The organism is Kitasatospora sp. NPDC004272, from assembly GCF_053603035.1.
Map to the genome: position 1 here is coordinate 65,387 of NZ_JBSGET010000005.1, position 26,209 is coordinate 91,595.

The 26,209-nt window shown below is 70.9% G+C and carries 34 protein-coding genes; 32 read left to right on the forward strand and 2 right to left on the reverse strand.

Going from position 1 to position 26,209, the window contains the following annotated elements:
- Positions 1-96 precede the first annotated feature (96 nt).
- The 25 genes from rplN (at position 97) to glmM (ending at position 17,077) form a co-directional block, all read left to right on the forward strand.
- A complete protein-coding gene (rplN, locus tag ACWEO5_RS03405) occupies positions 97-468 on the forward strand; it encodes a 50S ribosomal protein L14 (RefSeq protein WP_030300391.1) in 372 nt (123 codons plus the stop codon).
- A 15-nt stretch (positions 469-483) separates the two neighbouring features.
- Positions 484-795 (forward strand): 50S ribosomal protein L24, encoded by a 312-nt coding sequence (gene rplX / locus ACWEO5_RS03410; RefSeq protein WP_030457413.1) that lies wholly within the window; start codon positions 484-486, stop codon positions 793-795.
- Complete coding sequence (gene rplE / locus ACWEO5_RS03415) at positions 795-1,364, forward strand: 50S ribosomal protein L5 (RefSeq protein WP_030457412.1); 570 nt, start codon at positions 795-797, stop codon at positions 1,362-1,364. Before rplX ends, rplE begins: the two co-directional genes overlap by 1 nt.
- 3 nt (positions 1,365-1,367) lie before the next feature.
- Complete coding sequence (locus ACWEO5_RS03420) at positions 1,368-1,553, forward strand: type Z 30S ribosomal protein S14 (RefSeq protein ID WP_008747480.1); 186 nt, start codon at positions 1,368-1,370, stop codon at positions 1,551-1,553.
- 267 nt (positions 1,554-1,820) lie between these two features.
- Positions 1,821-2,228 (forward strand): 30S ribosomal protein S8, encoded by a 408-nt coding sequence (rpsH, locus tag ACWEO5_RS03425; protein WP_100837834.1) that lies wholly within the window; start codon positions 1,821-1,823, stop codon positions 2,226-2,228.
- 22 nt (positions 2,229-2,250) lie between these two features.
- Complete coding sequence (rplF, locus tag ACWEO5_RS03430; protein WP_344552027.1) at positions 2,251-2,790, forward strand: 50S ribosomal protein L6; 540 nt, start codon at positions 2,251-2,253, stop codon at positions 2,788-2,790.
- A gap of 3 nt (positions 2,791-2,793) precedes the next feature.
- Positions 2,794-3,177, forward strand: coding sequence for a 50S ribosomal protein L18 (gene rplR / locus ACWEO5_RS03435; RefSeq protein WP_014136272.1), 384 nt, complete (start codon positions 2,794-2,796; stop codon positions 3,175-3,177).
- A 48-nt stretch (positions 3,178-3,225) separates the two neighbouring features.
- On the forward strand, positions 3,226-3,846 hold the full coding sequence (gene rpsE / locus ACWEO5_RS03440) for a 30S ribosomal protein S5 (protein WP_030457410.1): 621 nt from the start codon (positions 3,226-3,228) through the stop codon (positions 3,844-3,846).
- Entirely contained in the window at positions 3,846-4,028 is a 183-nt protein-coding gene (gene rpmD / locus ACWEO5_RS03445) for a 50S ribosomal protein L30 (protein ID WP_014136270.1), read from the forward strand. Before rpsE ends, rpmD begins: the two co-directional genes overlap by 1 nt.
- A 2-nt stretch (positions 4,029-4,030) precedes the next feature.
- Positions 4,031-4,483 (forward strand): 50S ribosomal protein L15, encoded by a 453-nt coding sequence (gene rplO / locus ACWEO5_RS03450; RefSeq protein ID WP_030457409.1) that lies wholly within the window; start codon positions 4,031-4,033, stop codon positions 4,481-4,483.
- 260 nt (positions 4,484-4,743) lie between these two features.
- Complete coding sequence (gene secY, locus ACWEO5_RS03455) at positions 4,744-6,051, forward strand: preprotein translocase subunit SecY (protein ID WP_452159688.1); 1,308 nt, start codon at positions 4,744-4,746, stop codon at positions 6,049-6,051.
- The gene (locus ACWEO5_RS03460; protein ID WP_452159690.1) at positions 6,051-6,710 is read left to right on the forward strand and encodes an adenylate kinase; all 660 of its coding nucleotides are present in this window, start codon (positions 6,051-6,053) and stop codon (positions 6,708-6,710) included. Before secY ends, ACWEO5_RS03460 begins: the two co-directional genes overlap by 1 nt.
- Positions 6,711-6,824: 114 nt before the next feature.
- Entirely contained in the window at positions 6,825-7,661 is an 837-nt protein-coding gene (gene map, locus ACWEO5_RS03465) for a type I methionyl aminopeptidase (RefSeq protein WP_344552064.1), read from the forward strand.
- Positions 7,662-7,770: 109 nt separating this feature from the next.
- Entirely contained in the window at positions 7,771-8,205 is a 435-nt protein-coding gene (mscL, locus tag ACWEO5_RS03470) for a large conductance mechanosensitive channel protein MscL (protein WP_452159692.1), read from the forward strand.
- Positions 8,206-8,436: 231 nt separating this feature from the next.
- Positions 8,437-8,658 (forward strand): translation initiation factor IF-1, encoded by a 222-nt coding sequence (infA, locus tag ACWEO5_RS03475; RefSeq protein WP_003956442.1) that lies wholly within the window; start codon positions 8,437-8,439, stop codon positions 8,656-8,658.
- Positions 8,659-8,693: 35 nt separating this feature from the next.
- Positions 8,694-8,807, forward strand: a complete 114-nt coding sequence (gene rpmJ, locus ACWEO5_RS03480; RefSeq protein WP_003956441.1) for a 50S ribosomal protein L36 — start codon at positions 8,694-8,696, stop codon at positions 8,805-8,807.
- 173 nt (positions 8,808-8,980) lie between these two features.
- Positions 8,981-9,361: a 30S ribosomal protein S13 gene (gene rpsM, locus ACWEO5_RS03485; RefSeq protein ID WP_452159694.1), complete on the forward strand. Its 381-nt coding sequence runs from the start codon at positions 8,981-8,983 to the stop codon at positions 9,359-9,361.
- A gap of 73 nt (positions 9,362-9,434) precedes the next feature.
- The gene (gene rpsK, locus ACWEO5_RS03490) at positions 9,435-9,842 is read left to right on the forward strand and encodes a 30S ribosomal protein S11 (RefSeq protein ID WP_014136257.1); all 408 of its coding nucleotides are present in this window, start codon (positions 9,435-9,437) and stop codon (positions 9,840-9,842) included.
- Between the two features lie 133 nt (positions 9,843-9,975).
- Positions 9,976-10,998 carry a DNA-directed RNA polymerase subunit alpha gene (locus ACWEO5_RS03495; RefSeq protein WP_030457404.1) on the forward strand — a complete coding sequence of 341 codons (1,023 nt, stop codon included), beginning with the start codon at positions 9,976-9,978 and terminating at the stop codon, positions 10,996-10,998.
- A gap of 127 nt (positions 10,999-11,125) precedes the next feature.
- Positions 11,126-11,626, forward strand: a complete 501-nt coding sequence (gene rplQ / locus ACWEO5_RS03500) for a 50S ribosomal protein L17 (protein WP_033213976.1) — start codon at positions 11,126-11,128, stop codon at positions 11,624-11,626.
- Positions 11,627-11,717: 91 nt separating this feature from the next.
- On the forward strand, positions 11,718-12,650 hold the full coding sequence (gene truA, locus ACWEO5_RS03505; RefSeq protein WP_452159696.1) for a tRNA pseudouridine(38-40) synthase TruA: 933 nt from the start codon (positions 11,718-11,720) through the stop codon (positions 12,648-12,650).
- A gap of 42 nt (positions 12,651-12,692) precedes the next feature.
- The gene (locus ACWEO5_RS03510) at positions 12,693-14,351 is read left to right on the forward strand and encodes an ABC-F family ATP-binding cassette domain-containing protein (RefSeq protein ID WP_452159698.1); all 1,659 of its coding nucleotides are present in this window, start codon (positions 12,693-12,695) and stop codon (positions 14,349-14,351) included.
- Between the two features lie 229 nt (positions 14,352-14,580).
- Positions 14,581-15,024, forward strand: coding sequence for a 50S ribosomal protein L13 (gene rplM / locus ACWEO5_RS03515; protein ID WP_014136251.1), 444 nt, complete (start codon positions 14,581-14,583; stop codon positions 15,022-15,024).
- A gap of 47 nt (positions 15,025-15,071) precedes the next feature.
- The gene (rpsI, locus tag ACWEO5_RS03520; protein ID WP_014136250.1) at positions 15,072-15,578 is read left to right on the forward strand and encodes a 30S ribosomal protein S9; all 507 of its coding nucleotides are present in this window, start codon (positions 15,072-15,074) and stop codon (positions 15,576-15,578) included.
- 134 nt (positions 15,579-15,712) lie between these two features.
- Positions 15,713-17,077, forward strand: coding sequence for a phosphoglucosamine mutase (glmM, locus tag ACWEO5_RS03525; RefSeq protein ID WP_452159701.1), 1,365 nt, complete (start codon positions 15,713-15,715; stop codon positions 17,075-17,077).
- 41 nt (positions 17,078-17,118) lie between these two features.
- Here glmM and coaA read toward each other — a convergent pair whose 3' ends face one another.
- On the reverse strand, positions 17,119-18,111 hold the full coding sequence (gene coaA, locus ACWEO5_RS03530) for a type I pantothenate kinase (RefSeq protein ID WP_344552020.1): 993 nt from the start codon (positions 18,109-18,111) through the stop codon (positions 17,119-17,121).
- A 99-nt stretch (positions 18,112-18,210) separates the two neighbouring features.
- Here coaA and glmS point away from each other — a divergent pair, with 99 nt between their 5' ends.
- The 7 genes from glmS to ACWEO5_RS03565 all read left to right on the forward strand — a co-directional run bounded on the left by glmS (position 18,211) and on the right by ACWEO5_RS03565 (position 25,613).
- Complete coding sequence (gene glmS, locus ACWEO5_RS03535) at positions 18,211-20,067, forward strand: glutamine--fructose-6-phosphate transaminase (isomerizing) (RefSeq protein WP_452159749.1); 1,857 nt, start codon at positions 18,211-18,213, stop codon at positions 20,065-20,067.
- 63 nt (positions 20,068-20,130) lie between these two features.
- The gene (locus ACWEO5_RS03540; RefSeq protein WP_344552019.1) at positions 20,131-20,499 is read left to right on the forward strand and encodes a holo-ACP synthase; all 369 of its coding nucleotides are present in this window, start codon (positions 20,131-20,133) and stop codon (positions 20,497-20,499) included.
- Between the two features lie 211 nt (positions 20,500-20,710).
- Positions 20,711-22,207: an NAD(P)H-hydrate dehydratase gene (locus ACWEO5_RS03545; RefSeq protein ID WP_452159704.1), complete on the forward strand. Its 1,497-nt coding sequence runs from the start codon at positions 20,711-20,713 to the stop codon at positions 22,205-22,207.
- A 200-nt stretch (positions 22,208-22,407) separates the two neighbouring features.
- A complete protein-coding gene (gene alr, locus ACWEO5_RS03550; RefSeq protein WP_344552017.1) occupies positions 22,408-23,592 on the forward strand; it encodes an alanine racemase in 1,185 nt (394 codons plus the stop codon).
- A 3-nt stretch (positions 23,593-23,595) separates the two neighbouring features.
- Positions 23,596-24,750 carry an alpha/beta fold hydrolase gene (locus tag ACWEO5_RS03555; RefSeq protein ID WP_452159706.1) on the forward strand — a complete coding sequence of 385 codons (1,155 nt, stop codon included), beginning with the start codon at positions 23,596-23,598 and terminating at the stop codon, positions 24,748-24,750.
- A gap of 62 nt (positions 24,751-24,812) precedes the next feature.
- Positions 24,813-25,325, forward strand: coding sequence for a tRNA (adenosine(37)-N6)-threonylcarbamoyltransferase complex ATPase subunit type 1 TsaE (gene tsaE, locus ACWEO5_RS03560; RefSeq protein ID WP_452159708.1), 513 nt, complete (start codon positions 24,813-24,815; stop codon positions 25,323-25,325).
- A gap of 102 nt (positions 25,326-25,427) precedes the next feature.
- Positions 25,428-25,613 carry a hypothetical protein gene (locus ACWEO5_RS03565; RefSeq protein WP_452159710.1) on the forward strand — a complete coding sequence of 62 codons (186 nt, stop codon included), beginning with the start codon at positions 25,428-25,430 and terminating at the stop codon, positions 25,611-25,613.
- A gap of 16 nt (positions 25,614-25,629) precedes the next feature.
- Here ACWEO5_RS03565 and ACWEO5_RS03570 read toward each other — a convergent pair whose 3' ends face one another.
- Positions 25,630-26,199 carry a L,D-transpeptidase gene (locus ACWEO5_RS03570; RefSeq protein WP_344552013.1) on the reverse strand — a complete coding sequence of 190 codons (570 nt, stop codon included), beginning with the start codon at positions 26,197-26,199 and terminating at the stop codon, positions 25,630-25,632.
- Between the last annotated feature and the right edge of the window lie 10 nt (positions 26,200-26,209).

Genomic DNA, 26,209 nt, shown 5'->3' on the forward strand with positions numbered 1-26,209 from the left:
TGTTCGCGGTACGGCCGTATGTGCACCAGGCCCCCAGGGGCGCGGGTGTGAGCAGCGGCCGGCCCGTCAACACTTGTTGACGATCAGGAGAAAGCTGTGATCCAGCAGGAGTCGCGACTGCGCGTCGCCGACAACACGGGTGCCAAGGAGATTCTCTGCATCCGCGTTCTCGGTGGCTCCGGTCGCCGCTACGCCGGTATCGGGGACGTCATCGTCGCCACCGTCAAGGACGCGATCCCCGGCGGTTCGGTGAAGAAGGGCGACGTCGTCAAGTGCGTCGTCGTTCGCACCGTCAAGGAGCGCCGTCGTCCGGACGGTTCGTACATCCGCTTCGACGAGAACGCCGCCGTCGTTCTCAAGAACACCGATGGCGACCCCCGCGGTACCCGCATCTTCGGCCCGGTGGGCCGCGAGCTGCGCGACAAGAAGTTCATGAAGATCATCTCGCTGGCGCCGGAGGTGCTCTAACCCATGGCGAACAGCATGAAGATCAAGAAGGGTGACCTGGTCCAGGTCATCACCGGCAAGGACAAGGGCAAGCAGGGCAAGGTCATCCAGGCCATCCCCGCTGACAACAAGGTCCTGGTCGAGGGTGTCAACCGGGTCAAGAAGCACACCAAGCCGGGCCCCGGCACCCAGGGTGGCATCGTGACCGTCGAGGCCCCGGTGCACGTCTCCAACGTCCAGCTGGTCGTGGAGAAGGACGGCAAGAAGGTCGTCACCCGCGTCGGCTACCGCTTTGACGACCAGGGCAACAAGATCCGCGTTGCCAAGCGGACCGGTGAGGACATCTGATGTCTGAGACGACTGTTGAGAAGGTGACCCCCCGCCTCAAGGAGAAGTACCTCTCCGAGGTCAAGGGTCAGCTGCACGAGCAGTTCTCGTACGAGAACGTCATGCTGATCCCCGGCCTGGTCAAGGTCGTGGTCAACATGGGTGTCGGCGAGGCCGCCCGTGACAGCAAGCTGATCGAGGGTGCCATCAAGGACCTGACCGCGATCACCGGTCAGAAGCCGGCCGTCACCAAGGCCCGCAAGTCCATCGCGCAGTTCAAGCTGCGCGAGGGCCAGCCGATCGGTGCCCACGTCACCCTCCGCGGTGACCGCATGTGGGAGTTCGTGGACCGTCTGGTGTCGCTGGCGCTGCCGCGTATCCGTGACTTCCGCGGCCTCTCGCCCAAGCAGTTCGACGGCCGTGGCAACTACACCTTCGGTCTGACCGAGCAGGTCATGTTCCACGAGATCGACCAGGACAAGGTCGACCGTCAGCGCGGTATGGACATCACCGTCGTGACCACCGCTCAGACCGACGATGAGGGCCGGGCGCTGCTGCGCGCTCTGGGCTTCCCGTTCAAGGAGGCGTGAGCCATGGCGAAGAAGGCCCTGATCGCTAAGTCCGAGCGCAAGCCGAAGTTCGGCGTCCGGGCGTACACCCGGTGCCAGCGCTGCGGCCGCCCGCACTCGGTGTACCGCAAGTTCGGCCTGTGCCGTGTCTGCCTCCGTGAGATGGCACACCGCGGCGAGCTGCCGGGCGTGACCAAGAGCTCCTGGTAATCCCTTACCAGCTGTTCTGACATCAGCGAGCAGTGTGCCCGACCTCGACGCTTTTGGGTTCCCGGAAGGGATCCCGTAAGGTGTTGGGGTCGGGCCCCTGCTGCGGCGTCCTCTTCGGGCGAGCCGCGGCCCTCTCGTGAGGGTCCGCGAACATTCAGTCTTACTACGTCGTAGGTCCCCTGCGCTTGTGCCCCTTTCGCACTCCACCGAGTGCGCGGAGGGGGACCTGGTGCGGAGAAACCACGGCGGGAGAGGCCTGAGGCCACCATGACCATGACCGACCCCATCGCAGACATGCTCACGCGTCTGCGTAACGCGAACTCGGCGTACCACGACTCCGTGGCGATGCCGGCCAGCAAGATCAAGGCGCACGTCGCCGAGATCCTGCAGCAGGAGGGGTACATCTCCTCCTACAAGGTTGAGGAGCCCGCTGAGAACGAGGTTGGCAAGAAGCTGACCATCGAGCTCAAGTTCGGCCCCAACCGCGAGCGTTCCATCGCCGGCATCAAGCGCATCAGCAAGCCGGGTCTGCGTGTGTACGCAAAGTCCACCAACCTGCCGAAGGTTCTCGGCGGCCTGGGCGTGGCGATCATCTCCACGTCCTCCGGCCTCCTGACCGACAAGCAGGCCGCCAAGAAGGGCGTAGGCGGAGAAGTTCTCGCCTACGTCTGGTAATTCGGGAAACGGAGGTACAGCAATGTCGCGCATTGGACGGCTGCCCATCCAGGTTCCCGCTGGTGTGGACGTCACCATCGACGGCCAGACGGTCTCGGTGAAGGGCCCCAAGGGCACCCTCACCCACGTCGTCGCCGCGCCGATCGAGATCGGCAAGGGCGAGGACGGCACTCTGGTCGTCACCCGCCCGAACGACGAGCGTCAGTCGAAGGCCCTGCACGGCCTGTCGCGCACGCTGGTGGCGAACATGATCACCGGCGTGACCGCGGGCTACCGCAAGTCGCTGGAGATCAGCGGCGTCGGCTACCGAGTCACGGCGAAGGGCTCCGACATGGAGTTCGCGCTGGGCTACAGCCACCCGATCCTGGTCACCGCGCCGGAGGGGATCTCCTTCGTCGTCGAGACGCCCACCAAGTTCCACGTGGACGGCACCGACAAGCAGAAGGTCGGCGAGATCGCCGCCAAGATCCGCAAGCTGCGCAAGCCCGACCCGTACAAGGCCAAGGGCGTCAAGTACGCGGGCGAGGTCATCCGCCGCAAGGTCGGAAAGAGTGGTAAGTAAGCGATGAGCGTCTCTGTCAAGATCGGCAAGGGCAACGCCTACAAGAACGCCGCCCGCAAGCGCCGTGCCATTCGCGTTCGCAAGCGCGTCGTCGGCACCGAGGTGCGTCCGCGCCTCGTCGTGACGCGTTCGAACCGCCACATGGTCGCCCAGGTCATCGACGACGCCAAGGGTCACACCCTGGCGTCGGCGTCCACCCTCGACGTGTCCATCAAGGGCACCGAGGGCGACAAGACCGAGCTGGCCAAGAAGGTCGGAAGCCTGGTCGCCGAGCGCGCCAAGGCCGCCGGCGTCGAGTCGGTCGTCTTCGACCGCGCGGGCAACCGGTACGCCGGCCGCATCGCCGCCCTGGCGGACGCGGCCCGCGAGTCCGGGCTCGACTTCTAAGCCGCTCGTCGACTCTGTCGGCGGACGTAAACGAGAGAGGTAATTCCAATGGCTGGACCCCAGCGCCGCGGTAGCGGCGCCGGCGGCGGCACCGGTGGCGAGCGGCGCGACCGTAAGCGGGACGAGCGGGGCGGCGCCCCGGTCGCCGAGAAGACCGCTTACGTCGAGCGCGTCGTCGCGATCAACCGTGTCGCCAAGGTTGTCAAGGGTGGTCGTCGCTTCAGCTTCACCGCGCTGGTCGTGGTGGGCGACGGTGACGGCACCGTGGGTGTCGGTTACGGCAAGGCGAAGGAGGTTCCGGCCGCCATCGCCAAGGGCGTTGAGGAGGCCAAGAAGAACTTCTTCAAGGTCCCCCGTATCCAGGGCACCATCCCGCACCCCATCCAGGGCGAGAAGGCCGCCGGCGTCGTGCTGCTGAAGCCGGCGTCCCCCGGTACCGGTGTTATCGCCGGTGGCCCGGTGCGTGCCGTCCTGGAGTGCGCCGGCGTTCACGACATCCTGTCGAAGTCGCTCGGCTCGGACAACGCGATCAACATCGTGCACGCCACCGTGGCCGCTCTGAAGGGCCTCGTGCGCCCCGAGGAGATCGCCGCCCGTCGTGGCCTGCCCCTGGAGGACGTGGCCCCGGCCGCGCTGCTCCGGGCCCGTGCGGCTGGGGTGAGCGCCTGATGGCTCGCCTGAAGGTCACTCAGACCAAGTCGTACATCGGTAGCAAGCAGAACCACCGTGACACCCTCCGTTCGCTCGGCCTGAAGCGGCTGAACGACACCGTGGTGAAGGAGGACCGCCCGGAGATCCGCGGCATGGTCCACACCGTTCGCCACCTCGTCACGGTCGAGGAGGTGGACTGATCATGTCGGACTCGCCGATCAAGCTCCACAACCTGAAGCCCGCCCCGGGCGCCAAGAAGGACAAGATCCGTGTTGGTCGCGGTGAGGGCTCCAAGGGCAAGACTGCAGGTCGTGGTACCAAGGGCACCAAGGCCCGCTACCAGGTTCCGCAGCGCTTCGAGGGTGGCCAGATGCCCCTCCACATGCGCCTGCCGAAGCTGAAGGGCTTCAAGAACCCGGCCCACAAGCAGTTCCAGGTCGTGAACCTGGACCGCCTGGCCGAGCTCTACCCGAACGGTGGCGAGGTCACCGTGGCCGACCTGATCGCGAAGGGCGCCGTTCGCAAGAACGAGCTCGTCAAGGTCCTCGGCCAGGGCGACATCGCGGTGGCGCTGCAGGTGACGGTCGACGCCGTCTCCGGCTCCGCCGCCGAGAAGATCACCGCGGCCGGCGGTTCGGTCACCGAACTGCTCTGACGCCGTCGATCTGACGCACGGACAGACACCGGGCCCCGGCCCCCTCTTGCGAAAGGGGGGCCGGGGCCCGGTGCCGTTGACACCCCTTGCACACGCTCGATTTGTGTGTCAAACCCGGGCAAGCCGTACCCCGTGAGTGGGGGAGCGGCCGCACACGCTTCTTTCCGGGACCCGGGCACTGTTAGAGTCCGTGAAGTTCCCTTTCCCCACATCAGGACCGACCCTTCCGCCGACGACGCGCGGGAGGCGCAGGAGGCACCGTGCTCAGTGCGTTCGCGCGGGCGTTCCAGACGCCCGACCTGCGCAAGAAGCTGCTGTTCACGCTGGGCATCATGGTGCTGTTCCGGCTGGGCGCCCACATTCCGATGCCCGGAATCAACTTCCAGGCCGTTCACGAGTGCGTGAAGGGCCAGAACGAAGGACTGTTCGGGCTGGTCAACCTGTTCAGCGGCAACGCGCTGCTGCAACTGACCATCTTCGCGCTCGGCATCATGCCGTACATCACGGCCAGCATCATCCTGCAGCTGCTCACCGTGGTCATCCCGCGGCTGGAGGCCCTGAAGAAGGAGGGGCAGGCCGGCACCGCGAAGATCACGCAGTACACCCGCTACCTGACCATCGCCCTCGCGGTGCTGCAGGGCACCGGCATCCTGGCGACCGCGTCCAGCGGCGCGCTGTTCTCGGGTTGCGCCCAGGCCAACGACATCGTGCCGAACCAGTCGGTCTTCCGGATCGCCACCATGGTCATCATCATGACCGCGGGCACCACCGTGATCATGTGGCTGGGCGAGCTGATCACCGACCGCGGCATCGGCAACGGCATGTCGATCCTGATCTTCACCTCCATCGCGGCCGGCTTCCCGGGCTCGATGTGGGCGATCAAGACCACCGGCACCCTGCTGGGCGGCTGGGGCGAGTTCGCCTCCGTCATCGCGGTCGGCATCATCGTGGTCTGCCTGGTCATCTTCGTCGAGCAGGCCCAGCGCCGGATCCCGGTGCAGTACGCGAAGCGCATGGTCGGCCGCCGTTCCTTCGGCGGCACCTCGACCTACATCCCGCTGAAGGTCAACCAGGCGGGCGTGATCCCGGTCATCTTCGCCTCCTCGCTGCTGTACATCCCCGCGCTGGTGGTGCAGTTGACCAACTCCCAGGCCGACTGGGCGATCTGGATCAAGAACCACTTCGTCAAGGGCGACCACCCGGTCTACATGGCCACCTACTTCGTCCTGATCGTCTTCTTCGCCTTCTTCTACGTCGCGATCTCCTTCAACCCCGAAGAAGTTGCCGACAACATGAAGAAGTATGGTGGGTTCATCCCGGGCATCCGGGCCGGCCGGCCGACGGCCGAGTACCTGAACTACGTGCTCACCCGCATCACGTGGCCGGGTTCCCTCTACCTGGGCCTCATCGCGTTGATCCCGATGGTCGCCCTGGTCGCCTTCGGACAGCAGACCAACTTCCCGTTCGGCGGCACCTCCGTGCTCATCGTCGTCGGCGTCGGACTCGAAACTGTTAAGCAGATCGAGAGCCAACTCCAGCAGCGCAATTACGAAGGGTTCCTCCGCTGATGCGAATCGTCCTCGTCGGACCCCCCGGGGCCGGGAAGGGTACTCAGGCGCACGTTCTGGCCAAGACCCTGTCCATTCCCCACATCTCCACCGGTGACCTGTTCCGCGCCAACATCAGCCAGGGCACCCCGCTGGGTGTCGAGGCGAAGTCCTACATGGACGCCGGGCGCCTCGTGCCCGACGAGGTCACCATCGGGATGGCCAAGGACCGCATGCTCCAGCCGGACGCCGCGGGCGGCTTCCTGCTGGACGGCTTCCCGCGCAACCTGGGCCAGGCCGAGGCGCTGGACGCCTTCCTGGCCGAGCAGGGCATCGCGCTGGACGGCGTGCTGGACCTTGAGGTCTCCGAGGACGAGGTCGTCAAGCGGATCGCCGGTCGCCGGCTGTGCCGCAACGACGGCGCCCACGTGTTCCACGTGGTGTACAACCCGCCGAAGACCGAGGGCGTCTGCGACGAGTGCGGCGGCGAGCTGTACCAGCGCTCGGACGACACCGAGGAAGCCGTTCGGGTCCGGCTGGAGGAGTACCACTCCAAGACCGAGCCGATCATCGGCTACTACCAGGAGCAGGGCCTGCTGGTCACCATCCCCGCCCTCGGCAAGGTGGACGAGGTGACCGAGCGCGCGGTCGCCGCCCTGGAGCAGAAGAAGAACGCCTGACACCACGGGACGTCGTGAGACGGCCGGGTCGCCCCGAAGCGGGCGACCCGGCCGTCTCGTGCGTCGTACGGTGGAGGGCAGTCCGAGATTCAGAACGTGGAAGGCGTTGACCAGATGGTGGAGATCAAGACCCCCGAGCAGATCGCCAAGATGCGGGCGGCCGGGCTGGTCGTCGCCGAGGCCCTGAAGGCCGCCCGCGAGGCGGTCGCCCCGGGGGTGACCACCGGGGAGCTGAACGACGTCGCGGACGCGGTCATCGCCAAGCACGGCGCCACCTCGAACTTTCGCGCGGACCACGGCGGCCTGTGGTTCCCGGGCGTGATCTGCGCCTCGGTCAACGAGGAGGTCGTGCACGGCATCCCCGGCGAGCGGGTGCTGAAGGCCGGCGACCTGATCTCGATCGACTGCGGCGCGATCCTGGACGGCTGGCACGGCGACGCGGCGATCACCGTCGCGGTCGGCGAGACCGCCGCCGAGAACGTGATGCTGTCGAAGGTCACCGAGGGCTCGATGTGGGCCGGCATCGCCCAGATGAAGAAGGGCAACCGGCTGGTCGACGTCTCCCGGGCGATCGAGGGCTTCATCCGCCGCCAGCCGCTGCCGCCGAAGGGCAAGTGGGGCATCACCGAGGGCTACGGCGGCCACGGCATCGGCACCGCGATGCACATGGAGCCGCACGTGCTGAACTACGTGGCCGGCCGCGGCAAGGGCATGAAGCTGGTCCCGGGCACCGTGCTGGCGATCGAGCCGATGGTCTCGCTCGGCACCCCGCACACCGAGGTACTGGCGGACGACTGGACGGTCGTCACCACCGACGGGACCTGGGCCTCGCACTGGGAGCACTCGGTGGCCGTCACCGAGCAGGGCCCGCTGGTGCTGACCGCCTTCGACGGCGGCCGGGCCGAGCTGGCCAAGCTGGGCGTCACCGCGGCGCCGGACCCGCTGGGCTGACCCGGCCGGAGTGAGTCCCTTCTCTCAGCGGAGCCCGGAGGTTTTGGACCTCCGGGCTCCCTGTCCTATTTTCATCAGCTGACACCTGCAGCTATCCAGGGGAGAGACAGTGCTCAAGGGCTTCCGCGACTTCATGATGCGCGGCAACGTGATCGACATGGCCGTCGGTGTGGTCATCGGTGCCGCCTTCACCGGCGTGGTGACCGGCTTCGTCACCGCCTTCCTCACCCCGGTGGTCGGCGTGGTGGTCGGCGCGGCCGGCGACTTCAGCGCCTACACCTTCTCGGTGGCCGGCGTGCACTTCCCGTACGGGCAGTTCCTGAACGTGCTGATCGCGTTCGTGCTGACCGCCGCGGTGCTGTACTTCTGCGTGGTGCTGCCGGTCTCCAAGGCCACCGCCCGGTACCTGCCGAAGAAGCCCTCGGTGCCCAAGCGCCCCTGCCCGGAGTGCCTGACCGACATCCCCGAGGCCGCCCGCCGCTGCGCGGCGTGCACCGCCGTGGTGGAGCCGGTCGTCCCGCTCCAGGTCACCGCGAAGCGCTGAGCCGCGGAACGCCGGGCGGTGCCGGGCCGCGCCGCGGGACGCCGGGCCGCGGCGCCGCGCTGTGCTGATTTCGCTCCGGTGCGGTGCTTGGTTTACGATGGTGCGTCGGCTCTCTCGTAGCGTGTTCCCGCACGCCCTCCGCCCAGGGGATTCCCCGGGTCGAGGTGAAGCCTGGTTCGCACGAGCGTTCCGCATACGGTAGCCGGACCCGAAGGGTGGATCTCGCAGTTCATGGCTAAGAAGCAAGGCGCCATTGAGATCGAGGGCACCGTGATCGAGTCTCTTCCGAACGCGATGTTCAAGGTCGAGCTGCAGAACGGTCACAAGGTCCTCGCGCACATCAGCGGCAAGATGCGCATGCACTACATCCGCATCCTCCCGGATGACCGGGTCGTGGTGGAGCTCAGCCCCTACGACCTGACCCGCGGCCGGATCGTCTACCGCTACAAGTAACAACCGCCAGATCTAGACCCCGGAGAACCTGAATCATGAAGGTCAAGCCGAGCGTCAAGAAGATCTGCGACAAGTGCAAGGTGATCCGCCGCCACGGCCGGGTCATGGTGATCTGCGACAACCTGCGCCACAAGCAGCGCCAGGGCTGATCCACCCCGCATTTCTCGTAGGACCTTCGCGCGACGCGCACCAACGTCATAAGCGGGCCGCCCGATCCGTCCGATGGACGGACTGCCACCCCCGGTCAGAGGCCGGGGCTCCCTGTCGAGAGACAGCGAGTAGGCGGCACGTCAGACCTCTGAGAGAACCACAGGAGCCTTGAATGGCACGCCTTTCCGGCGTTGATCTCCCCCGCGAGAAGCGGATCGAGATCGCCCTCACCTACGTCTACGGCATCGGCAAGACCCGCGCCCAGCAGGCGCTCGCCGAGACCGGCGTGAGCGGTGACGTCCGCGTCCGCGACATCACCGAGGACGACCTCGTCAAGCTGCAGAAGTTCGTCGACGCGAACTTCGAGGTCGAGGGTGACCTCCGCCGCCAGGTCGCCGCCGACATCCGCCGCAAGGTCGAGATCGGCTGCTACGAGGGCCTGCGCCACCGCCGCGGCCTGCCCGTCCGCGGCCAGCGCACCCACACCAACGCGCGTACCCGCAAGGGCCCGCGTCGCGCGATCGCCGGCAAGAAGAAGCCGGGCAAGAAGTAGTCCGTCCCGTCAACCGGACATCCCTCCGGCCCGCGGGTTAGCGGACCGACCACCTCAGTAGGAGAACAGACTTATGCCCCCCAAGGGTCGTCAGGCTGCCGGCGCGAAGAAGATCCGCCGCAAGGAGAAGAAGAACGTCGCCCACGGGCACGCTCACATCAAGAGCACGTTCAACAACACCATCGTTTCGATCACCGACCCCTCGGGCAACGTGATCTCGTGGGCCTCCGCCGGCCACGTCGGTTTCAAGGGCTCGCGCAAGTCCACCCCGTTCGCCGCGCAGATGGCCGCCGAGGCCGCTGCCCGTCGCGCGCAGGAGCACGGCATGCGCAAGGTCGACGTCTTCGTCAAGGGTCCCGGCTCCGGCCGTGAGACCGCGATCCGCTCGCTCCAGGCCACCGGCCTGGAGGTCGGCTCGATCCAGGACGTCACCCCCACCCCGCACAACGGCTGCCGTCCGCCGAAGCGCCGCCGCGTCTGACGCGGAGCCTGGGTTCACCAGGCGCCCGGTGTTTTAAACCTCGTACGGGCTCCCGTTTGTCGCGGGAGCCCGTACGCTTGAGTTCTATCGGCATCAAATAGTGGGTGCCGAAGACAACTGGAGGATCCAGAACATGCTGATCGCTCAGCGTCCTTCGCTGACCGAAGAGGTCGTCGACGAGTTCCGCTCGCGGTTCGTGATCGAGCCGCTGGAGCCGGGCTTCGGCTACACCCTCGGCAACTCGCTCCGCCGCACGCTCCTCTCCTCGATCCCCGGTGCCGCCGTCACCAGCATCCGGATCGACGGCGTCCTGCACGAGTTCACCACCGTGCCGGGCGTCAAGGAGGACGTCACCGACCTCATCCTGAACATCAAGCAGCTGGTCGTCTCCTCGGAGCACGACGAGCCGGTCGTGATGTACCTGCGCAAGCAGGGCCCGGGTGTGGTCACCGCCGCCGACATCGCGCCCCCGGCCGGTGTCGAGGTGCACAACCCCGAGCTGGTCCTCGCCACGCTGAACGGCAAGGGCAAGCTGGAGATGGAGCTGACCGTCGAGCGCGGTCGCGGCTACGTCTCCGCCGTGCAGAACAAGGCCTCGGGCCAGGAGATCGGCCGCATCCCGGTCGACTCCATCTACAGCCCGGTGCTCAAGGTCACCTACAAGGTCGAGGCGACCCGTGTCGAGCAGCGCACCGACTTCGACAAGCTGATCGTCGACGTCGAGACCAAGCCCGCCATGCGTCCGCGCGACGCGATGGCCTCGGCCGGCAAGACCCTGGTCGAGCTGTTCGGCCTGGCCCGCGAGCTCAACGTCGACGCCGAGGGCATCGACATGGGCCCGTCGCCGACGGACGCCGCCCTGGCCGCCGACCTGGCGCTGCCGATCGAGGAGCTGGAACTCACCGTCCGCTCCTACAACTGCCTCAAGCGCGAGGGCATCCACACCGTGGGTGAGCTCGTCGCCCGCTCGGAGGCCGACCTGCTCGACATCCGCAACTTCGGTGCGAAGTCGATCGACGAGGTCAAGGCGAAGCTGGCCGGCATGGGCCTGGCCCTCAAGGACAGCCCGCCCGGGTTCGACCCGACCGCCGCCGCCGACGCCTTCGGCGCCGACGACCTGGACGACCAGGGTTACGCGGAGACCGAGCAGTACTGAGTTTCGACACCGGGGGCGGTCCTTCGCCGGACCGCCTCCGGTGGCGTGAGAAGTCGTGCGGACGCGGTGTCCGCACGCCCGCCGCGGTACCTGGTACGGCCGCGGTCGGAGATCCAAGGAGCTGAACATGCCCCGTCCCACCAAGGGTGCCCGTCTCGGCGGCGGCCCGTCCCACGAGCCGCTGCTGCTGGCCGGCCTGGCCCGCGAGCTGTTCCAGTACGGCCGCATCACCACCACCGAGGCCAAGGCCCGTCGCCTGCGCCCGCTGGCGGAGAAGCTGATCACCAAGGCGAAGAAGGGCGACATCCACAACCGTCGCCTGGTGCGCAAGACCATCACCGACGTGTCGGTCCTGCACACCCTCTTCACCGAGATCGCCCCGCGGTTCGAGAACCGCCCCGGCGGTTACACCCGCATCACCAAGATCGGCGGCCGTCGCGGCGACAACGCGCCCATGGCCGTGATCGAGCTGGTCGAGGGCGAGATCGCCACCAAGGCGACCGTCGCCGAGGCCGAGGCCGCCACCAAGCGCTCCGTCAAGGAGGCCGAGACCAAGGCCGCCGAGACCAAGGCCGCCGAGGCCGAGGAGACCAAGGCCGACGAGGCCGCCGAGACCACCGAGGCCTGAGCTTCGCCGTAGGTCTTCGTCCGGGCCCGTTCTCCCGCTCGCCGGGGGAGCGGGCCCGTTCGCATCCCAGCAGGGAGACAGGGGAGTTGGAGTGGTGAACGACTGCGCGGAGCTGCCGCCGGTGAAGGACGGCCCGGCGGACGGGCACACCCGGGTCAGGCTGGACCTCGCCTACCACGGCGCGGAGTTCTCCGGCTGGGCCCGGCAGCGCGAACGGCGCACCGTGCAGGGCGAGTTGGAGGACGCGCTGCGGATCGTGCTGCGCAGCGAGCAGAACTTCCCGCTGACCGTGGCCGGCCGCACCGACGCCGGGGTGCACGCCCGCGGCCAGGTCGCGCACGTCGACCTGCCGGACGCGCTGTGGGACCGGCACGGGGAGAAGCTGCTGCGCCGGCTCGCCGGGCGGCTGCCCGCCGACGTCCGGGTGTACCGGGTCGCCGCGGCGCCGCACGGCTTCGACGCCCGGTTCGCGGCGATCTGGCGCCGCTACGCGTACCGGGTCGCCGACCACCCCGGCGGGGTCGACCCGCTGCTGCGCGGGCACGTGCTGTGGCACGACCGGCCGCTCGACCTGGAGAAGATGAACGAGGCGGCGGCGCTGCTGGTCGGCGAGCACGACTTCGCGGCGTACTGCAAGAAGCGCGAGGGCGCCACCACCATCCGCACCCTGCTGGAACTGCACTGGGACCGGGTGCCGATCGACCCGTACGCGGCCCAGGAGGGCTCGCTCGCGGTGGCCACCGTGCGGGCGGACGCGTTCTGCCACAACATGGTGCGCGCGCTGGTCGGGGCGATGCTGCTGGTCGGCGACGGGCACCGGCCGGTGGAGTTCCCGGGCGAGGTGCTGGCCGGCGGGGTGCGCAACTCGGCGGTCAACGTGATCCGGCCGCACGGGCTGACCCTGGAGGAGGTCGGCTACCCGGCCGACGAGCTGCTCGCGGAGCGCAACCGGATCTCCCGGCGGCTGCGGACGCTGCCGGGCGCCGACGGGGGCGTGACCGGCGGGGGAGCGGCGGGCGGGTAATCCGTTTTGTCGCGGGGTGGGGGCTTGGCACAATTCCTTCGCATGGGACACGTCGAGATTTCGCACCTTGAGTACTACCTGCCGGACGGGCGGGTGCTGTTCGACGACGCGTCCTTCCGGGTCGGCGAGGGCGCCGCGGTCGCGCTGGTCGGCGCGAACGGCGCCGGCAAGACCACGCTGCTGCGGATGATCGCGGGGGACACCCAGCCGCACGGCGGCTCGGTGACGGTCACCGGCGGGCTGGGCGTGATGCGGCAGTTCGTCGGCACCACCGGCCGGGAGAGCACCGAGGACGCCCCGGGCGCGCTGCCCGCCGACGCCTCGGTGCGCGACCTGCTGGTCTCCGTCGCCCCCAAGCGGATCGCCGACGCGGCCCGCCGGGTGGACGCCGCCGAGCTGGCGATGATCGCCCAGGACGACGAGAAGTCGCAGATGGCCTACGCCCAGGCGCTGTCCGACTGGTCGGACGCCGGCGGCTACGAGTACGAGGCGGACTGGGACGTCTGCACCACGGCCGCCCTCGGGATGCCCTTCGACCGGGCCCAGTGGCGCGGCCTGAACACGCTCTCCGGCGGCGAGCAGAAGCGGCTGGTGCTGGAGGCGCTGCTGCGCGGCCCGGACGAGGTGCTGCTGCTCGACGAGCCGGACAACTACCTGGACGTGCCGGGCAAGCGCTGGCTGGAGGAGGCGATCCGGGCCACCAACAAGACCGTGCTGTACATCTCGCACGACCGCGAACTGCTCTCCCGTACCGCCGAGAAGATCATCGCGGTGGAGTCCGGCGCGACCGGCTCCAGCGTCTGGGTGCACGGCGGCGGCTTCGACACCTTCCACGAGGCCCGCAAGGCCCGGTTCGAGCGCTTCGAGGAGCTGCGCCGCCGCTGGGACGAAGAGCACGCCAAGCTGAAGAAGCTGGTGATCACGCTCCGGCAGGCGGCCGCAGTCAGCCACGAGATGGCCTCCCGGTACGCCGCCGCGCAGACCAGGCTGAAGAAGTTCGAGGAGGCCGGCCCGCCCGAGGCGCCGCCGCGCGAGCAGTCGATCACCATGCGGCTCAAGGGCGGCCGCACCGGCGTGCGGGCCTTCACCATGCAGGGCCTGGAGCTGTCCGGCCTGATGAAGCCCTTCGACCTGGAGGTCTTCTACGGCGAGCGGGTCGCGGTGCTGGGCTCCAACGGCTCCGGCAAGTCGCACTTCCTGCGGCTGCTGGCCGGCGACGACACGGTGAAGCACGGCGGCACGTGGAAGCTCGGCGCCCGGGTGGTCCCCGGCCACTTCCGGCAGACCCACGCCCACCCGGAGCTGCTCGGCCGCACGGTCCGCTCGATCGTCGAGGAGGAGCACGCGCTCTCCCGCGGCGCGGCGATGTCCGCGCTGCGCCGCTACGAGCTGGACCGGCAGGAGGAGCAGAAGTTCGAGTCGCTGTCCGGCGGCCAGCAGGCCCGGCTGATGATCCTCAAGCTGGAGCTGTCCGGCTCGACCGCGCTGTTGCTGGACGAGCCCACCGACAACCTGGACCTGGAGAGCGCCGAGGCGCTGCAGCAGGGCCTGGAGGCGTTCGACGGCACCGTGCTGTGCGTCACCCACGACCGCTGGTTCGCCCGGAGCTTCGACCGCTTCCTGGTGTTCGGCTCGGACGGCCGGGTCTACGAGGCCCCGGAGCCGGTCTGGGACGAGACCCGGGTGGTCCGGGACCGCTGAATCGAAGTCCGTCACGCCGGGCCGGTTTGGATTCCACCCCACCGGCCCGGTAAGGTTGGCCGCTGTTGTGCGTATTGGCTCGCTCTATCTCACGTGAGAGGTCGGTACGCCGGAGACGACAGGCCGAACTCCAGCGGCTGCCCGAATTGCGTCCGGGCGGATCGGCTGGAGGCCCCGGGCCTTGGTGCTCCTGTCAGGACCCACTCACTGAAAAGCGAAGGCTACGACCGTGCGTACGTACAGCCCCAAGCCCGGCGACGTCCAGCGTCAGTGGCACGTCATCGACGCGACCGACGTCGTGCTCGGCCGCCTGGCCTCCCAGGCCGCCAACCTCCTGCGGGGCAAGCACAAGGCGATCTACGCGCCGCACGTTGACACTGGTGACTTCGTCATCATCATCAACGCCGACAAGGTGCACCTCTCGGGCAACAAGAAGACCCAGAAGCTGGCCTACCGCCACAGCGGCTTCCCGGGCGGTCTCCGCTCGGTCCGCTACGACGACCTGCTCGCGAACAACCCGGAGAAGGCCGTCGAGAAGGCCATCAAGGGCATGGTTCCGAAGAACAGCCTGGGCCGTCAGATGCTCTCGAAGCTGAAGGTCTACTCGGGCGACCAGCACCCGCACGCTGCGCAGCAGCCGGTGCCGTTCGAGATCACCCAGGTCGCGCAGTAATTCCGGCCACCCACACCCCAACTGACGTAGAAGAGCTGAGGAACACCGTGGCCGAGACTGCCATCGAGAGCACCCTCGAGGTCGAGTTCGACGACGAGAACGTCGACGAGTACACCACCGAGACCGAGTACACCACCGAGTCGCTGGCCGGCCGCTTCGGCGAGGCCGTCCCCGGCGCCGGCCTCGGCCGCCGCAAGGAGGCGATCGCCCGCGTGCGCATCGTCCCCGGCACCGGCCAGTGGAAGATCAACGGTCGCACCCTGGAGAACTACTTCCCCAACAAGGTGCACCAGCAGACCGTGAACGAGCCCTTCAAGCTCCTTGAGCTGGACGGCCGTTACGACGTCATCGCCCGCATCGCCGGCGGCGGCGTCTCCGGCCAGGCGTACGCGCTGCGCCTCGGTGTCGCCCGTGCGCTGAACGAGGCGGACGTGGACAACAACCGCGCCGCGCTCAAGAAGGCCGGCTTCCTGACCCGTGACTCGCGCGCCGTCGAGCGCAAGAAGGCCGGTCTCAAGAAGGCCCGCAAGGCGCCGCAGTACAGCAAGCGCTAATCGCACCCTTCATGCGATCCTCGCCCCGGAGCACTCTGTGCTCCGGGGCGTTGTGCCTCCCGGACCGTGCGGGGTCCGCGGGGACGGCAGCACCCGAGCCCAACACCGGCGCGACAGGACGGACGAACGCGAACATGGCACGACTCTTCGGTACGGACGGGGTGCGCGGGGTGGCCAACGAGGGCCTGACCGCGGAGCTGGCGCTTGGCCTGTCGGTGGCCGCCGCCCATGTGCTCGGCGACGCCAACGCGTTCGAGGGGCACCGGCCGGTGGCCGTGGTCGGCCGAGACCCCCGGGCGTCCGGAGAGTTCCTGGAGGCCGCCGTGATCGCCGGCCTGGCCAGCGCCGGGGTGGACGTGCTGCGGGTCGGCGTGCTGCCCACCCCCGCGGTGGCGTACCTGACCGGCGCGCTCGGCGCGGACTTCGGCGTGATGCTGTCCGCCAGCCACAACGCGATGCCCGACAACGGCATCAAGTTCCTCGCCCGCGGCGGCCACAAGCTGGACGACGCGCTGGAGGACGCCATCGAGGCGCACTACCGCCGCTACGGCGCCGGCGACGAGAGCTGGAAGCGCCCCACCGGCGCGGCGGTCGGCCGGGTCCGCCAGTACAACGAGGGCTTCGACCGGTACGTGGCGCACCTGGTCGCGGTGCTGCCGAACCGGCTCGACGGGGTGCGGGTGGTCATCGACGGCGCGCACGGCGCGGCCGCCCGGGTCGCCCCGGAGGCGTTCGCCCGGGCCGGCGCCGAGGTGGTGTACACCCTGGGCACCGAGCCGACCGGCCTGAACATCAACGACGGCGTCGGCTCCACCCACCTGGAGCGGCTGCGCGCCGCGATGAAGGAGCACCGGGCCGACCTCGGCGTCGCCCTGGACGGCGACGCCGACCGCTGCCTGGCCGCCGACGCGGAGGGCAACGAGGTCGACGGCGACCAGATCATCGCGATCCTGGCGGTCGGCATGAAGGAGGCCGGCACGCTGCGCCGCAACACCGCCGTCGCCACCGTGATGTCGAACCTGGGCTTCACCCTGGCGATGGAGCGCGAGGGCATCGACCTGGTGCGCACCGCGGTCGGCGACCGGTACGTGCTGGAGGAGATGAAGCAGCACGGCTACGCGCTGGGCGGCGAGCAGTCCGGCCACGTGATCCTGCTGGACCACGCCACCACCGGCGACGGCACCCTGACCGGCCTGATGCTGGGCGCCCGGCTGGCCGCCACCAAGCAGCCGCTGGCGGACCTGGCCTCGGTGATGACCCGGCTCCCGCAGGTGATGATCAACGTCAAGGGCGTGGACAAGGACCGGGTGGAGTCCTGCGTCGAGCTGCAGGCCGCGCTCGCCGCGGCGGAGGCCGAGCTCGGCACCACCGGCCGGGTGCTGCTGCGCAAGTCCGGCACCGAGCCGCTGGTGCGGGTGATGGTCGAGGCGGTCGGCCACGAGCAGGCGCAGGACGTCTGCCAGCGGCTCGCCGACGCGGTGCGGCTGCACCTGGGCTGAGGCCGGGCCGGGGGAGGGGCCGTCCCTCCCCCGGCGCGGGCTCAGAGCTTGCGCAGCAGCGCCCGGCGGACCTTGTGGTCCTGGCCCTTCTGCAGGACCAGGGTGGCCCGGCCGCGGGTGGGCAGCACGTTCTCCAGCAGGTTGGGCCGGTTGATGGTCCGCCAGACCTGGCGGCCGTAGTCCATCGCCTCCTCCTCGGGCACCTCGGTGAAGCGCCGGAAGTAGGAGTTCGGGTCCTGGAAGGCGGTCTGCCGCAGCTTGCGGAACCGGTCCAGGTACCAGGCCTCGATGTCGTCGGTCCGGGCGTCGACGTAGATCGAGAAGTCGAAGTAGTCGGCGACCGCCATCCGGGTCCGCCCGTCGGTGCCCGGCAGGGCCGGCTGCAGCACGTTCAGGCCCTCGACGATCAGGATGTCGGGGCGCTCCACCACCAGCTGCTCGTCCGGCACGATGTCGTACACCAGGTGCGAGTACACCGGCGCGGTGACCCGCTCCTTGCCGGCCTTCACGTCCGCGACGAAGCGCATCAGCGCCCGGCGGTCGTACGACTCGGGGAAGCCCTTGCGGGCCATCAGGCCGCGCCGGCGCAGCTCCGCGTTGGGGAGCAGGAAGCCGTCGGTAGTGACCAGCTCGACCCGGGGGTGTTCGGGCCAGCGGGCCAGCAACGCCTGCAGCAGCCGGGCCGTGGTGGACTTGCCGACCGCGACCGAGCCGGCCACGCCGATGATGAACGGGGTGCGCACCCGCTCGGTGTCCGGCGTGTCGAGGAAGCTCCCGATCGCGCCGCGCAGCTCGTGGGTGGCGTGTACGTACAGGTTCAGCAGGCGCGACAGCGGCAGGTAGACGTCCCGGACCTCGTCGAGGTCCAGGGCCGTGCCGAGCCCGCGCAGGCGCTCGACCTCCTCGGCGGTCAGCGGCAGCGGGGTGCGCTCGCGCAGCGCGCTCCACTCGGCGCGGTCCAGATCCACGTACGGGGAGGGGGTGGGCGCGGGGGGCGCACCCTTCGTACAGAGTTCGGTCAGCACGGTGTCCATTGTGGGCCGTCCGCAGGGTGCCGGGTGCTGTGGTGTCGGTCACCCGGTGTGGTCATCCGACCCCCCGGGGGTCGAACATCCGCACATATGCTGGCGCACATGTGCGGAATTGTTGGATATACGGGGCCACAATCGGCCCTCGACGTAGTGATCGCGGGACTGCGGAGGCTGGAGTACCGGGGTTACGACTCGGCCGGCGTCGCGGTCCAGACGGAGGGCGCCGCCGGGCAGTGGCTCCTCTCCACCGACAAGCGGGCCGGAAAGCTCGTCAACCTTGAGAAGTCGCTGGCCGAAACCCCTCTCCCGGCCGGCACCACGGGCATCGGACACACCCGGTGGGCCACCCACGGCGGCCCCACCGACGCCAACGCCCACCCCCACCTGGACGACCACCGCAAGGTCGCGGTGGTCCACAACGGCATCATCGAGAACTTCGCGCGGCTGCGCGCCGACCTCGCCGACCGGGGCCACACCCTCCGCTCCGAGACCGACACCGAGGTCGTCGCCCACCTGCTCGCCGAGGCCTACGACGGCGACCTGGCCGAGGCCATGCGCGCCGTCTGCCGCCAGCTCGACGGCGCCTTCACCCTGGTCGCGGTGCACGCCGACGCCCCCGGCACGGTGGTCGGCGCCCGCCGCAACTCGCCGCTGGTGGTCGGCGTCGGCGACGGCGAGAACTTCCTCGCCTCGGACGTCGCCGCGTTCATCGCGCACACCCGCGAGGCCGTCGAGCTCGGCCAGGACCAGGTGGTCGAGCTGCGCCCCGAGGGCGTCACGGTCACGAACTTCGACGGCACCCCCGCCGAGGTCCGCGAGTACCACGTCGACTGGGACGCCTCGGCCGCCGAGAAGGGCGGCTACGACTACTTCATGCTCAAGGAGATCGCCGAGCAGCCGAAGGCCGTCGCCGACACCCTCCTCGGCCGGATCGGCACCGACGGCCGGCTCACCCTCGACGAGCTGCGCATCCCCGACCAGGTGCTGCGCGAGGTCGACAAGGTGGTGATCGTCGCCTGCGGCACCGCGTTCCACGCCGGCATGATCGCCAAGTACGCGATCGAGCACTGGACCCGCGTCCCCTGCGAGGTCGAGGTCGCCAGCGAGTTCCGCTACCGCGACCCGATCATGGACGACCGCACCCTGGTGATCGCCATCTCGCAGTCCGGCGAGACCATGGACACCCTGATGGCGCTGCGGCACGCCCGCGAGCAGGGCGCCAAGGTGCTGGCGATCTGCAACACCAACGGCTCGACCATCCCGCGCGAGTCCGACGCCGTCCTCTACACCCACGCCGGCCCCGAGGTCGCGGTCGCCTCCACCAAGGCGTTCCTCACCCAGCTGGTCGCCTGCTACCTGGTCGCCCTCTACCTGGGCCAGGTGCGCGGCACCAAGTGGGGTGACGAGATCTCCTCCGTCATCCGCGAACTCGGCGACGCCCCCCGGCAGGTCGAGCAGGTCCTCGGCACCATGGAGCCCGTCCGCGAGCTCGCCCGCTCGCTGGCCGACGCCCGCTCGGTGCTCTTCCTCGGCCGGCACGTCGGCTACCCCGTGGCCCTGGAGGGCGCGCTCAAGCTCAAGGAGCTCGCCTACATGCACGCCGAGGGCTTCGCCGCCGGCGAGCTCAAGCACGGCCCGATCGCCCTGATCGAGGAGGGCCTGCCGGTGGTCGTGGTGGTGCCCTCGCCGCGCGGCCGCTCGGTCCTGCACGACAAGATCGTCTCCAACATCCAGGAGATCCGGGCCCGCGGCGCCAGGACCATCGTGATCGCCGAGGAGGGCGACGAGGCCGTCGTCCCCTACGCCGACCACCTGATCCGCATCCCGGCCACCCCGACCCTGCTCCAGCCCCTGGTCTCCACCGTCCCGCTCCAGGTCTTCGCCTGCGAGCTGGCCACCGCCAAGGGCCACGAGGTCGACCAGCCGCGCAACCTGGCCAAGTCCGTCACGGTCGAGTAGCCCGCGTATCGTCCATCCCCGGGGCGGTCGGCCCGTCCCGGGGACGGACGAGGGAGTACGCAGGTGATCATCGGGGTCGGCATCGACGTGGCGGACATCGGACGGTTCGAACAGTCCCTGGAACGCACCCCCGGGCTCGCCGAACGCCTCTTCACCCCCGCCGAACTCACCCTCCCCTCCGGCCAGCGCCGCGGCACCGCCTCGCTGGCCGCCCGGTTCGCCGCGAAGGAGGCCGTCGCCAAGGCCCTCGGCGCCCCGCCCGGCCTGCGCTGGGAGGACGCCGAAGTCCGGGTCGAGGAGTCCGGCCGCCCCCTGCTCCACATCACCGGCACCGTCGAGGCCCGCGCCGCCGCGCTCGGCGTCACCTCCTGGCACGTCTCGCTCAGCCACGACGCGGGCGTCGCCTCGGCGGTGGTCATCGCCGAAGGCTGAGACGTTTCGGGAGCGCGCGCATTCAGGGGCCCGGGGAACGGCGGGTCCGTGCTGCTGGTGGTCGGAGCCCACCGGAGGTTCGTGCTGCTGCGTGTCTTCAACGGAACCGGAAGCAGATGCGCGCCACGGCAGTGAACCGGCAGCAGCCTGGGCCTCGCCGTTCCCCGAGCCCCTGGTGGTGCTCCTCCCCCCCCGAGAACGGAGAATCCGCATGCGCCACGCCCACACCGTCGAGCAGGTCCGCGCCGCCGAGGCCGCGCTGATGGCACGGTTGCCGGAGGGGACGCTGATGCAGCGGGCCGCCGCCGGGCTGGCCGCGGTCTGTGCCGGGTTGCTGCCCCGGGTGTACGGGAGCCGGGTGCTGGTGCTGGCCGGGTCGGGGGACAACGGGGGCGACGCCCTCTTCGCGGCCGCCCGGCTGGCCCGGCGCGGGGCCCGCGCCGAGGCGCTGCTGCTGGACCCGGCGAAGGCGCACACCGGGGGCCTGGCCGCGCTGCTCGCCGCCGGCGGGCGGGTCACCGCGGACCCGGACGCCTTCGGCCGGGCCGACCTGGTGCTGGACGGCATCGTCGGCATCGGCGGCCGCGGCCCGCTGCGCCCGGCCGCCGCCCCGTTCGCCACCGCGCCGCGCCGCGGCCGCGTGGTCGCCGTGGACGTCCCGTCCGGGGTGGACCCGGACACCGGAGAGGTCGCCGGGCCCGCGCTGCGCGCCGACGTCACGGTCTGCTTCGGCACCCACAAGCCCGGCCTGCTGATCGACCCCGGCGCCGGGTACGCGGGCGTCGTCCACCTGGTCGGCCTCGGGCTCGACCTGCCGCCCGCCCCCGTCGAGGCGCTCCAGCGGGCCGAGTTGGCCGCGCTGCTGCCCGTCCCCGGCGCGGAGAGCGACAAGTACCGGCGCGGGGTGGTCGGCGTCGCCGCCGGGTCCGCCCGCTACCCGGGCGCGGCCGTGCTGGCCGTCGCCGGGGCGCTGTACGGCGGCGCCGGGGCGGTGCGCTACACCGGGCACGCCGCCGCGGAGGTGGTCCGCCGCCACCCCGAGACGCTGGTCACCGAGGACGGCCCGGCCCGGGCCGGACGCGTCCAGGCGTGGGTGGTCGGCCCCGGCGGCGGCGCCGACGCCGAACGCGCGCTGCGCGAGGCGCTGGACACCGGCGTGCCCGTCCTGGCCGACGCCGACGCGCTCACCGAACTCGCCCGCCTCGGCCCGGCCGCGCTGGCCGGGCGGGACGCGCCCGTCCTGCTCACCCCGCACGCCGGGGAGGCGGCCCGGCTGCTCGCGGGCGTCGACGAGGAGGCCGACGCCGAGGAGGTCGCCGCCCGGCGGCTGTGGGCGGCCCGGCTGCTCGCCGCGAGGTACCGGGCGACGGTGCTGCTCAAGGGCTCCACGACGGTCGTCGCCGACCCGGACGGCCGGGCCCGGGTCAACTCCACCGGCACCGGCTGGCTCGGCACCGCGGGCAGCGGCGACGTCCTCTCCGGCCTGGCCGGCTCCCTGCTCGCCACCGGCCTCACCCCGCTGGACGCCGCCTCCGCCGCGGCCCACCTGCACGGCCTGGCCGGCCGCCACGCGGCGGGCGACGGCGCCCCGATCACGGCCCTGGACCTGGCGGGAGCGCTCCATCAGGCATGGGGGACGATCCAGGGGCCCGGGGAACGGCGAGAGCCCCGCCGGGGGCTCGGGGAACGGCGAGCCCGGGTCTGCTGACGGTGCACTGCCGTTGCGCGCGTCGGCTTCCGGTTCGGTTGAAGACACGCAGCAGCACAAACCTTCGATGGGCTCCGGCCGTCAGCAGCACGAGCCCGCCGTTCCCCGGGCCCCTGATTTCGCCTCCCGCCGTCCCCGAGCCCCCGAATGCGCGCCCTGAATACCGACCCTCCGGCCGCGGTCTGGGAGACTGATACGCGATGACGACTGCGAACACCACCGGGACGCCCGCGCTGGCCCAGGGAGCGCGGGCCGAGGCGACCATCGACCTGGCCGCGCTGCGCGACAACCTGGCCGCGTTGCGGGCCCGTACCGACGGGCCTGAGCTGATGGCGGTGGTCAAGGCGGACGCCTACGGCCACGGCGCGCTCAGGTGCGCCCGGGAGGCCGTCGCGGCCGGGGTCGGCTGGCTGGGGACGGCGACGCCGGAGGAGGCGCTCGCGCTGCGGGCCGCCGGGATCGGACCGGAGCAGGTCCGGATCCTGTGCTGGCTGTGGACGCCGGGCGGGCCGTGGGCGCGGGCGCTGCGGGAGTCGGTGGACATCTCGGTGAGCGGCCAGTGGGCGCTGGACGAGCTGCTCGCCGCCGTCCGGGAGACCGGGATCCCGGCCCGGGTGCACCTGAAGGCCGACACGGGGCTGGGCCGCAACGGCTGCCAGCCGCACGACTGGCCGGACCTGGTGGAGAACGCCGTCAAGGCGCAGGCGGACGGCCTGCTGCGGGTGGTCGGCGTCTGGTCGCACTTCGCGGCGGCCGACGAGCCCGGGCACCCGTCGATCCAGGCCCAGCTGGACTCGTTCGCGCAGGCCCTGGCGTTCGCCGAGCGGGCCGGCGTCGATCCCGAGGTGCGGCACCTGGCGAACTCCCCGGCGACGCTGCTGCTGCCGCAGTCGCACTACGACCTGGTCCGGCCCGGCCTGGCGATGTACGGCCTGTCGCCCGTCCCGGAGGTCGGCGCGCCCGCCGACTTCGGGCTGCGCCCGGTGATGTCGCTGGCGGCCCGGCTGGCGCTGGTCAAGCAGGTCCCCGGCGGTCACGGCATCTCGTACGGGCACCACTACACGACCTCCGGCCGGACCACGCTCGGCCTGGTGCCGCTCGGCTACGCGGACGGCGTGCCGCGGCACGCCAGCAACACCGGCCCGGTGCAGATCGGGTCGAGCTGGTACCGGGTGGCCGGGCGGGTCGCGATGGACCAGTTCGTCGTCGACCTCGGCGGGGACACCCCGGAGATCGGCGAGGAGGTGCTGCTGTTCGGTTCCGGCGAGCGGGGCGAGCCCACCGCCGAGGACTGGGCGCGGGCCTGCGGCACCATCGCGTACGAGATCATCACCCGGATCGGGGGGCGGGTCCCGCGGCGCTACGTCGGCGGGCTGCGGGGGTGACGGATGGCTGAGGAGTCCTCCTCCGGCGGGGTGTCCCGGGCCGGGCTGATCGGCATCTCGCTGGGCGTGCTGGCGGCCGGGGCGGCCGCCGGGGTGGCGATCGAGCGGCTGACGGTCGGGAGAGCGATGCGCAGGCGGGCCCGCGAGGAACTGGACGCGGCGGCCGCCTTCGGCTCGCTGCGCGGCACCGCGACGACCGTGCCCGCCGCCGACGGCACCGAGCTGTACGTCGAGGTCGACGAGGCGCCGCCCGGCGCCGGGCCGACCGTGGTGTTCTGCCACGGCTACTGCCTCAACCAGGACAGCTGGCACTTCCAGCGGGCCGCGCTGCGCGGCGCGCTGCGCACCGTGTTCTGGGACCAGCGCAGCCACGGCCGCTCCGAGCGCTCCCGCTCGTACCTGGCCGGCGAGGCCGCCTCGATCGACGGGCTCGGCGCCGACCTGAAGGCGGTGCTGGACGCGGTCGTGCCCGAGGGGCCGATCGTGCTGGTCGGGCACTCGATGGGCGGGATGACGGTGATGGCGCTCGCCGACCGGCACCCCGAGCTGTTCGGGCCCGGCGGCCGGGTGGCGGGCGTCGCGCTGGTCGGCACCCTGGCGGGCGACTGGGACGCGGTGCCGCTGGGCCTGCCCGCGGTCGGCGCCAAGGTGGTCAAGCGGGTCGCGCCCGGGGTGATAAGGGCGCTGGGCCGTCAGGTCCAACTGGTCGAGGCGACCCGGCGCTGGGGCTCCGACCTGGCCGCGGTGTTCTACCGGCGGTTCTCGTTCGGCGGCAAGGACGTCGACCCGGCGGTCGTCCGGTTCGCCGAGCAGCTGCTGGACGCCACCCCGATCGACGTGGTCGCCGAGTTCTACCCGACGTTCTCCGCGCACGACAAGCGCGCCGCGCTGGCCGCCCTGGAGGGCCTGCCGGTCCTCGTGCTGGCCGGCACCAAGGACCTGCTGACCCCGCCCGAGTACTCCGAGGCGATCGCCGCCGCGCTGCCCGGCGCCCGGCTGGTGCTGGTCGAGGGCGCCGGGCACCTGGTGATGCTGGAGCGCCCCGGCACCGTCGACCGGGAGCTGGCCGGGCTGCTGGAGCGCGCCGCCGAACGGGCCGGGACGGGCCCGCTGCCGGACGCGCTGCGGGAGCGGGCGCAGCAGCCGGCCGAGGACTGAGCGGAGCGCTTCGCCCGGTGTGGCACCTTATGGAGTGGCCGCAACGATCGAAGAAGGACGCCATGGGTTCGCAGACCACTCTGACCGTCGAAACCGCGGAGCGGATGACCGGCCTCGGCCGGCGCCTGGCCGCCCTGCTGCGCCCCGGCGACCTGGTGCTGCTCTCGGGGGAGCTGGGCGCGGGCAAGACCACGCTGACCCGCGGCCTGGGCGAGGGCCTGGGGGTGCGCGGCGCGGTCACCTCGCCGACCTTCGTGATCGCCCGGGTGCACCCCTCGCTGACCGGCGGCCCGGCGCTGGTGCACGTGGACGCGTACCGGCTGGGCGGCGGGCTGGACGAGATGGAGGACCTCGACCTGGACGTGTCGCTGCCCGAGTCGGTGGTGGTGGTCGAGTGGGGCGAGGGCAAGGTCGAGGAGCTGTCCGAGGACCGGCTGGAGATCCGGATCGAGCGGACCCTCGGCGGCGAGGCGGTGGACGCGCCGGACGAGGAGGCGGACGGGCGGCGGGTCACCCTCACCGGGCTGGGCGGTCGCTGGGACGGCGCGGAACTCACCGGATTGGGTGAGAACTGAGCCGGGTTTCCGACAGCGCGTCGGGAAACGGTTGCGGCGCACCGCGCGGGCGTGATGGGATGGCGTCAGCAGGTTAGGTATGCCTAACTAGGGAGGCGCCCGATGCCGAGCACACCCCCCACCGAGAACACCGAGAACGCCGGGGCCCGTCCGGGGCCGATGCCCGCCGCCACCGCCGAGCCCGGCCCGCCGCGCACCGCCGCCGGGCCGGTGCCGATGCGCGTCCTGCTGGCCGCCGGCCGGGCCGCCGAGGCGGTCTCCACTCCGCCGGAGCGCCGCGCCGCGTAGCGCCGCGGGCCGCCGATCAGGCGACCACGACCACCCGGGTGCCGTTCGGCGCGAAGTCCCACAGCGCCTGGCCGTCCGCCCGGGTGGCCCGGATGCCGCCGGTCTTCTTCTTCGGGTCCTGCGACGGGGCCGGGGCCTTCTCGTCCACCAGCGCGCTGAAGCCGAACACCGTGCCCGACTGCTGGGCGAACCGCACCACGTGCTCGATCTGCCGCCCGTCGGTGCCGGTGCCCGCCGCGGTCCGGCTGGCGACGCTGTAGGTGCCCGCCGCGGGCAGGGTGTTGCCCGGCACCACCTTGAACGAGGCCAGCACCGGGTTCGGCTTCTTCGGGTCGACCAGCCACACCTGCTGGTCCTTCAGCGAGTACACCACCCGCACCCCCGTGCCGGAATCGGCGGGCAGCGGCGGCGGGGTCGGCCGGCCGCTCTCCGGGGCGGAGGCCGAGGGGGCGGCGCTCGACGCTGACGGCACGGCCGCCACCGCGCGCGAGGCCGCGCCGTTCGCCTGGAAGGCCAGCAGCCCGATCACCGCCAGGGCGCCCAGGGTCAGCCCGCCGACCACCACACCAGGACCCAGCTTCGCCACGTCAGCTCCT

Coding starts and splice junctions, on each gene's coding strand:
- rplX (WP_030457413.1), top strand. CDS start 484: ATGAAGATCAAGAAGGGTGACCTGGTCCAGGTCATCACCGGCAAGGAC.
- rplE (WP_030457412.1), top strand. CDS start 795: ATGTCTGAGACGACTGTTGAGAAGGTGACCCCCCGCCTCAAGGAGAAG.
- ACWEO5_RS03420 (WP_008747480.1), top strand. CDS start 1,368: ATGGCGAAGAAGGCCCTGATCGCTAAGTCCGAGCGCAAGCCGAAGTTC.
- rpsH (WP_100837834.1), top strand. CDS start 1,821: ATGACCATGACCGACCCCATCGCAGACATGCTCACGCGTCTGCGTAAC.
- rplF (WP_344552027.1), top strand. CDS start 2,251: ATGTCGCGCATTGGACGGCTGCCCATCCAGGTTCCCGCTGGTGTGGAC.
- rplR (WP_014136272.1), top strand. CDS start 2,794: ATGAGCGTCTCTGTCAAGATCGGCAAGGGCAACGCCTACAAGAACGCC.
- rpsE (WP_030457410.1), top strand. CDS start 3,226: ATGGCTGGACCCCAGCGCCGCGGTAGCGGCGCCGGCGGCGGCACCGGT.
- rpmD (WP_014136270.1), top strand. CDS start 3,846: ATGGCTCGCCTGAAGGTCACTCAGACCAAGTCGTACATCGGTAGCAAG.
- rplO (WP_030457409.1), top strand. CDS start 4,031: ATGTCGGACTCGCCGATCAAGCTCCACAACCTGAAGCCCGCCCCGGGC.
- ACWEO5_RS03460 (WP_452159690.1), top strand. CDS start 6,051: ATGCGAATCGTCCTCGTCGGACCCCCCGGGGCCGGGAAGGGTACTCAG.
- map (WP_344552064.1), top strand. CDS start 6,825: ATGGTGGAGATCAAGACCCCCGAGCAGATCGCCAAGATGCGGGCGGCC.
- infA (WP_003956442.1), top strand. CDS start 8,437: ATGGCTAAGAAGCAAGGCGCCATTGAGATCGAGGGCACCGTGATCGAG.
- rpmJ (WP_003956441.1), top strand. CDS start 8,694: ATGAAGGTCAAGCCGAGCGTCAAGAAGATCTGCGACAAGTGCAAGGTG.
- rpsM (WP_452159694.1), top strand. CDS start 8,981: ATGGCACGCCTTTCCGGCGTTGATCTCCCCCGCGAGAAGCGGATCGAG.
- rpsK (WP_014136257.1), top strand. CDS start 9,435: ATGCCCCCCAAGGGTCGTCAGGCTGCCGGCGCGAAGAAGATCCGCCGC.
- ACWEO5_RS03495 (WP_030457404.1), top strand. CDS start 9,976: ATGCTGATCGCTCAGCGTCCTTCGCTGACCGAAGAGGTCGTCGACGAG.
- rplQ (WP_033213976.1), top strand. CDS start 11,126: ATGCCCCGTCCCACCAAGGGTGCCCGTCTCGGCGGCGGCCCGTCCCAC.
- ACWEO5_RS03510 (WP_452159698.1), top strand. CDS start 12,693: ATGGGACACGTCGAGATTTCGCACCTTGAGTACTACCTGCCGGACGGG.
- glmM (WP_452159701.1), top strand. CDS start 15,713: ATGGCACGACTCTTCGGTACGGACGGGGTGCGCGGGGTGGCCAACGAG.
- coaA (WP_344552020.1), bottom strand. CDS start 18,111: ATGGACACCGTGCTGACCGAACTCTGTACGAAGGGTGCGCCCCCCGCG.
- glmS (WP_452159749.1), top strand. CDS start 18,211: ATGTGCGGAATTGTTGGATATACGGGGCCACAATCGGCCCTCGACGTA.
- ACWEO5_RS03545 (WP_452159704.1), top strand. CDS start 20,711: ATGCGCCACGCCCACACCGTCGAGCAGGTCCGCGCCGCCGAGGCCGCG.
- alr (WP_344552017.1), top strand. CDS start 22,408: ATGACGACTGCGAACACCACCGGGACGCCCGCGCTGGCCCAGGGAGCG.
- ACWEO5_RS03555 (WP_452159706.1), top strand. CDS start 23,596: ATGGCTGAGGAGTCCTCCTCCGGCGGGGTGTCCCGGGCCGGGCTGATC.
- tsaE (WP_452159708.1), top strand. CDS start 24,813: ATGGGTTCGCAGACCACTCTGACCGTCGAAACCGCGGAGCGGATGACC.
- ACWEO5_RS03565 (WP_452159710.1), top strand. CDS start 25,428: ATGCCGAGCACACCCCCCACCGAGAACACCGAGAACGCCGGGGCCCGT.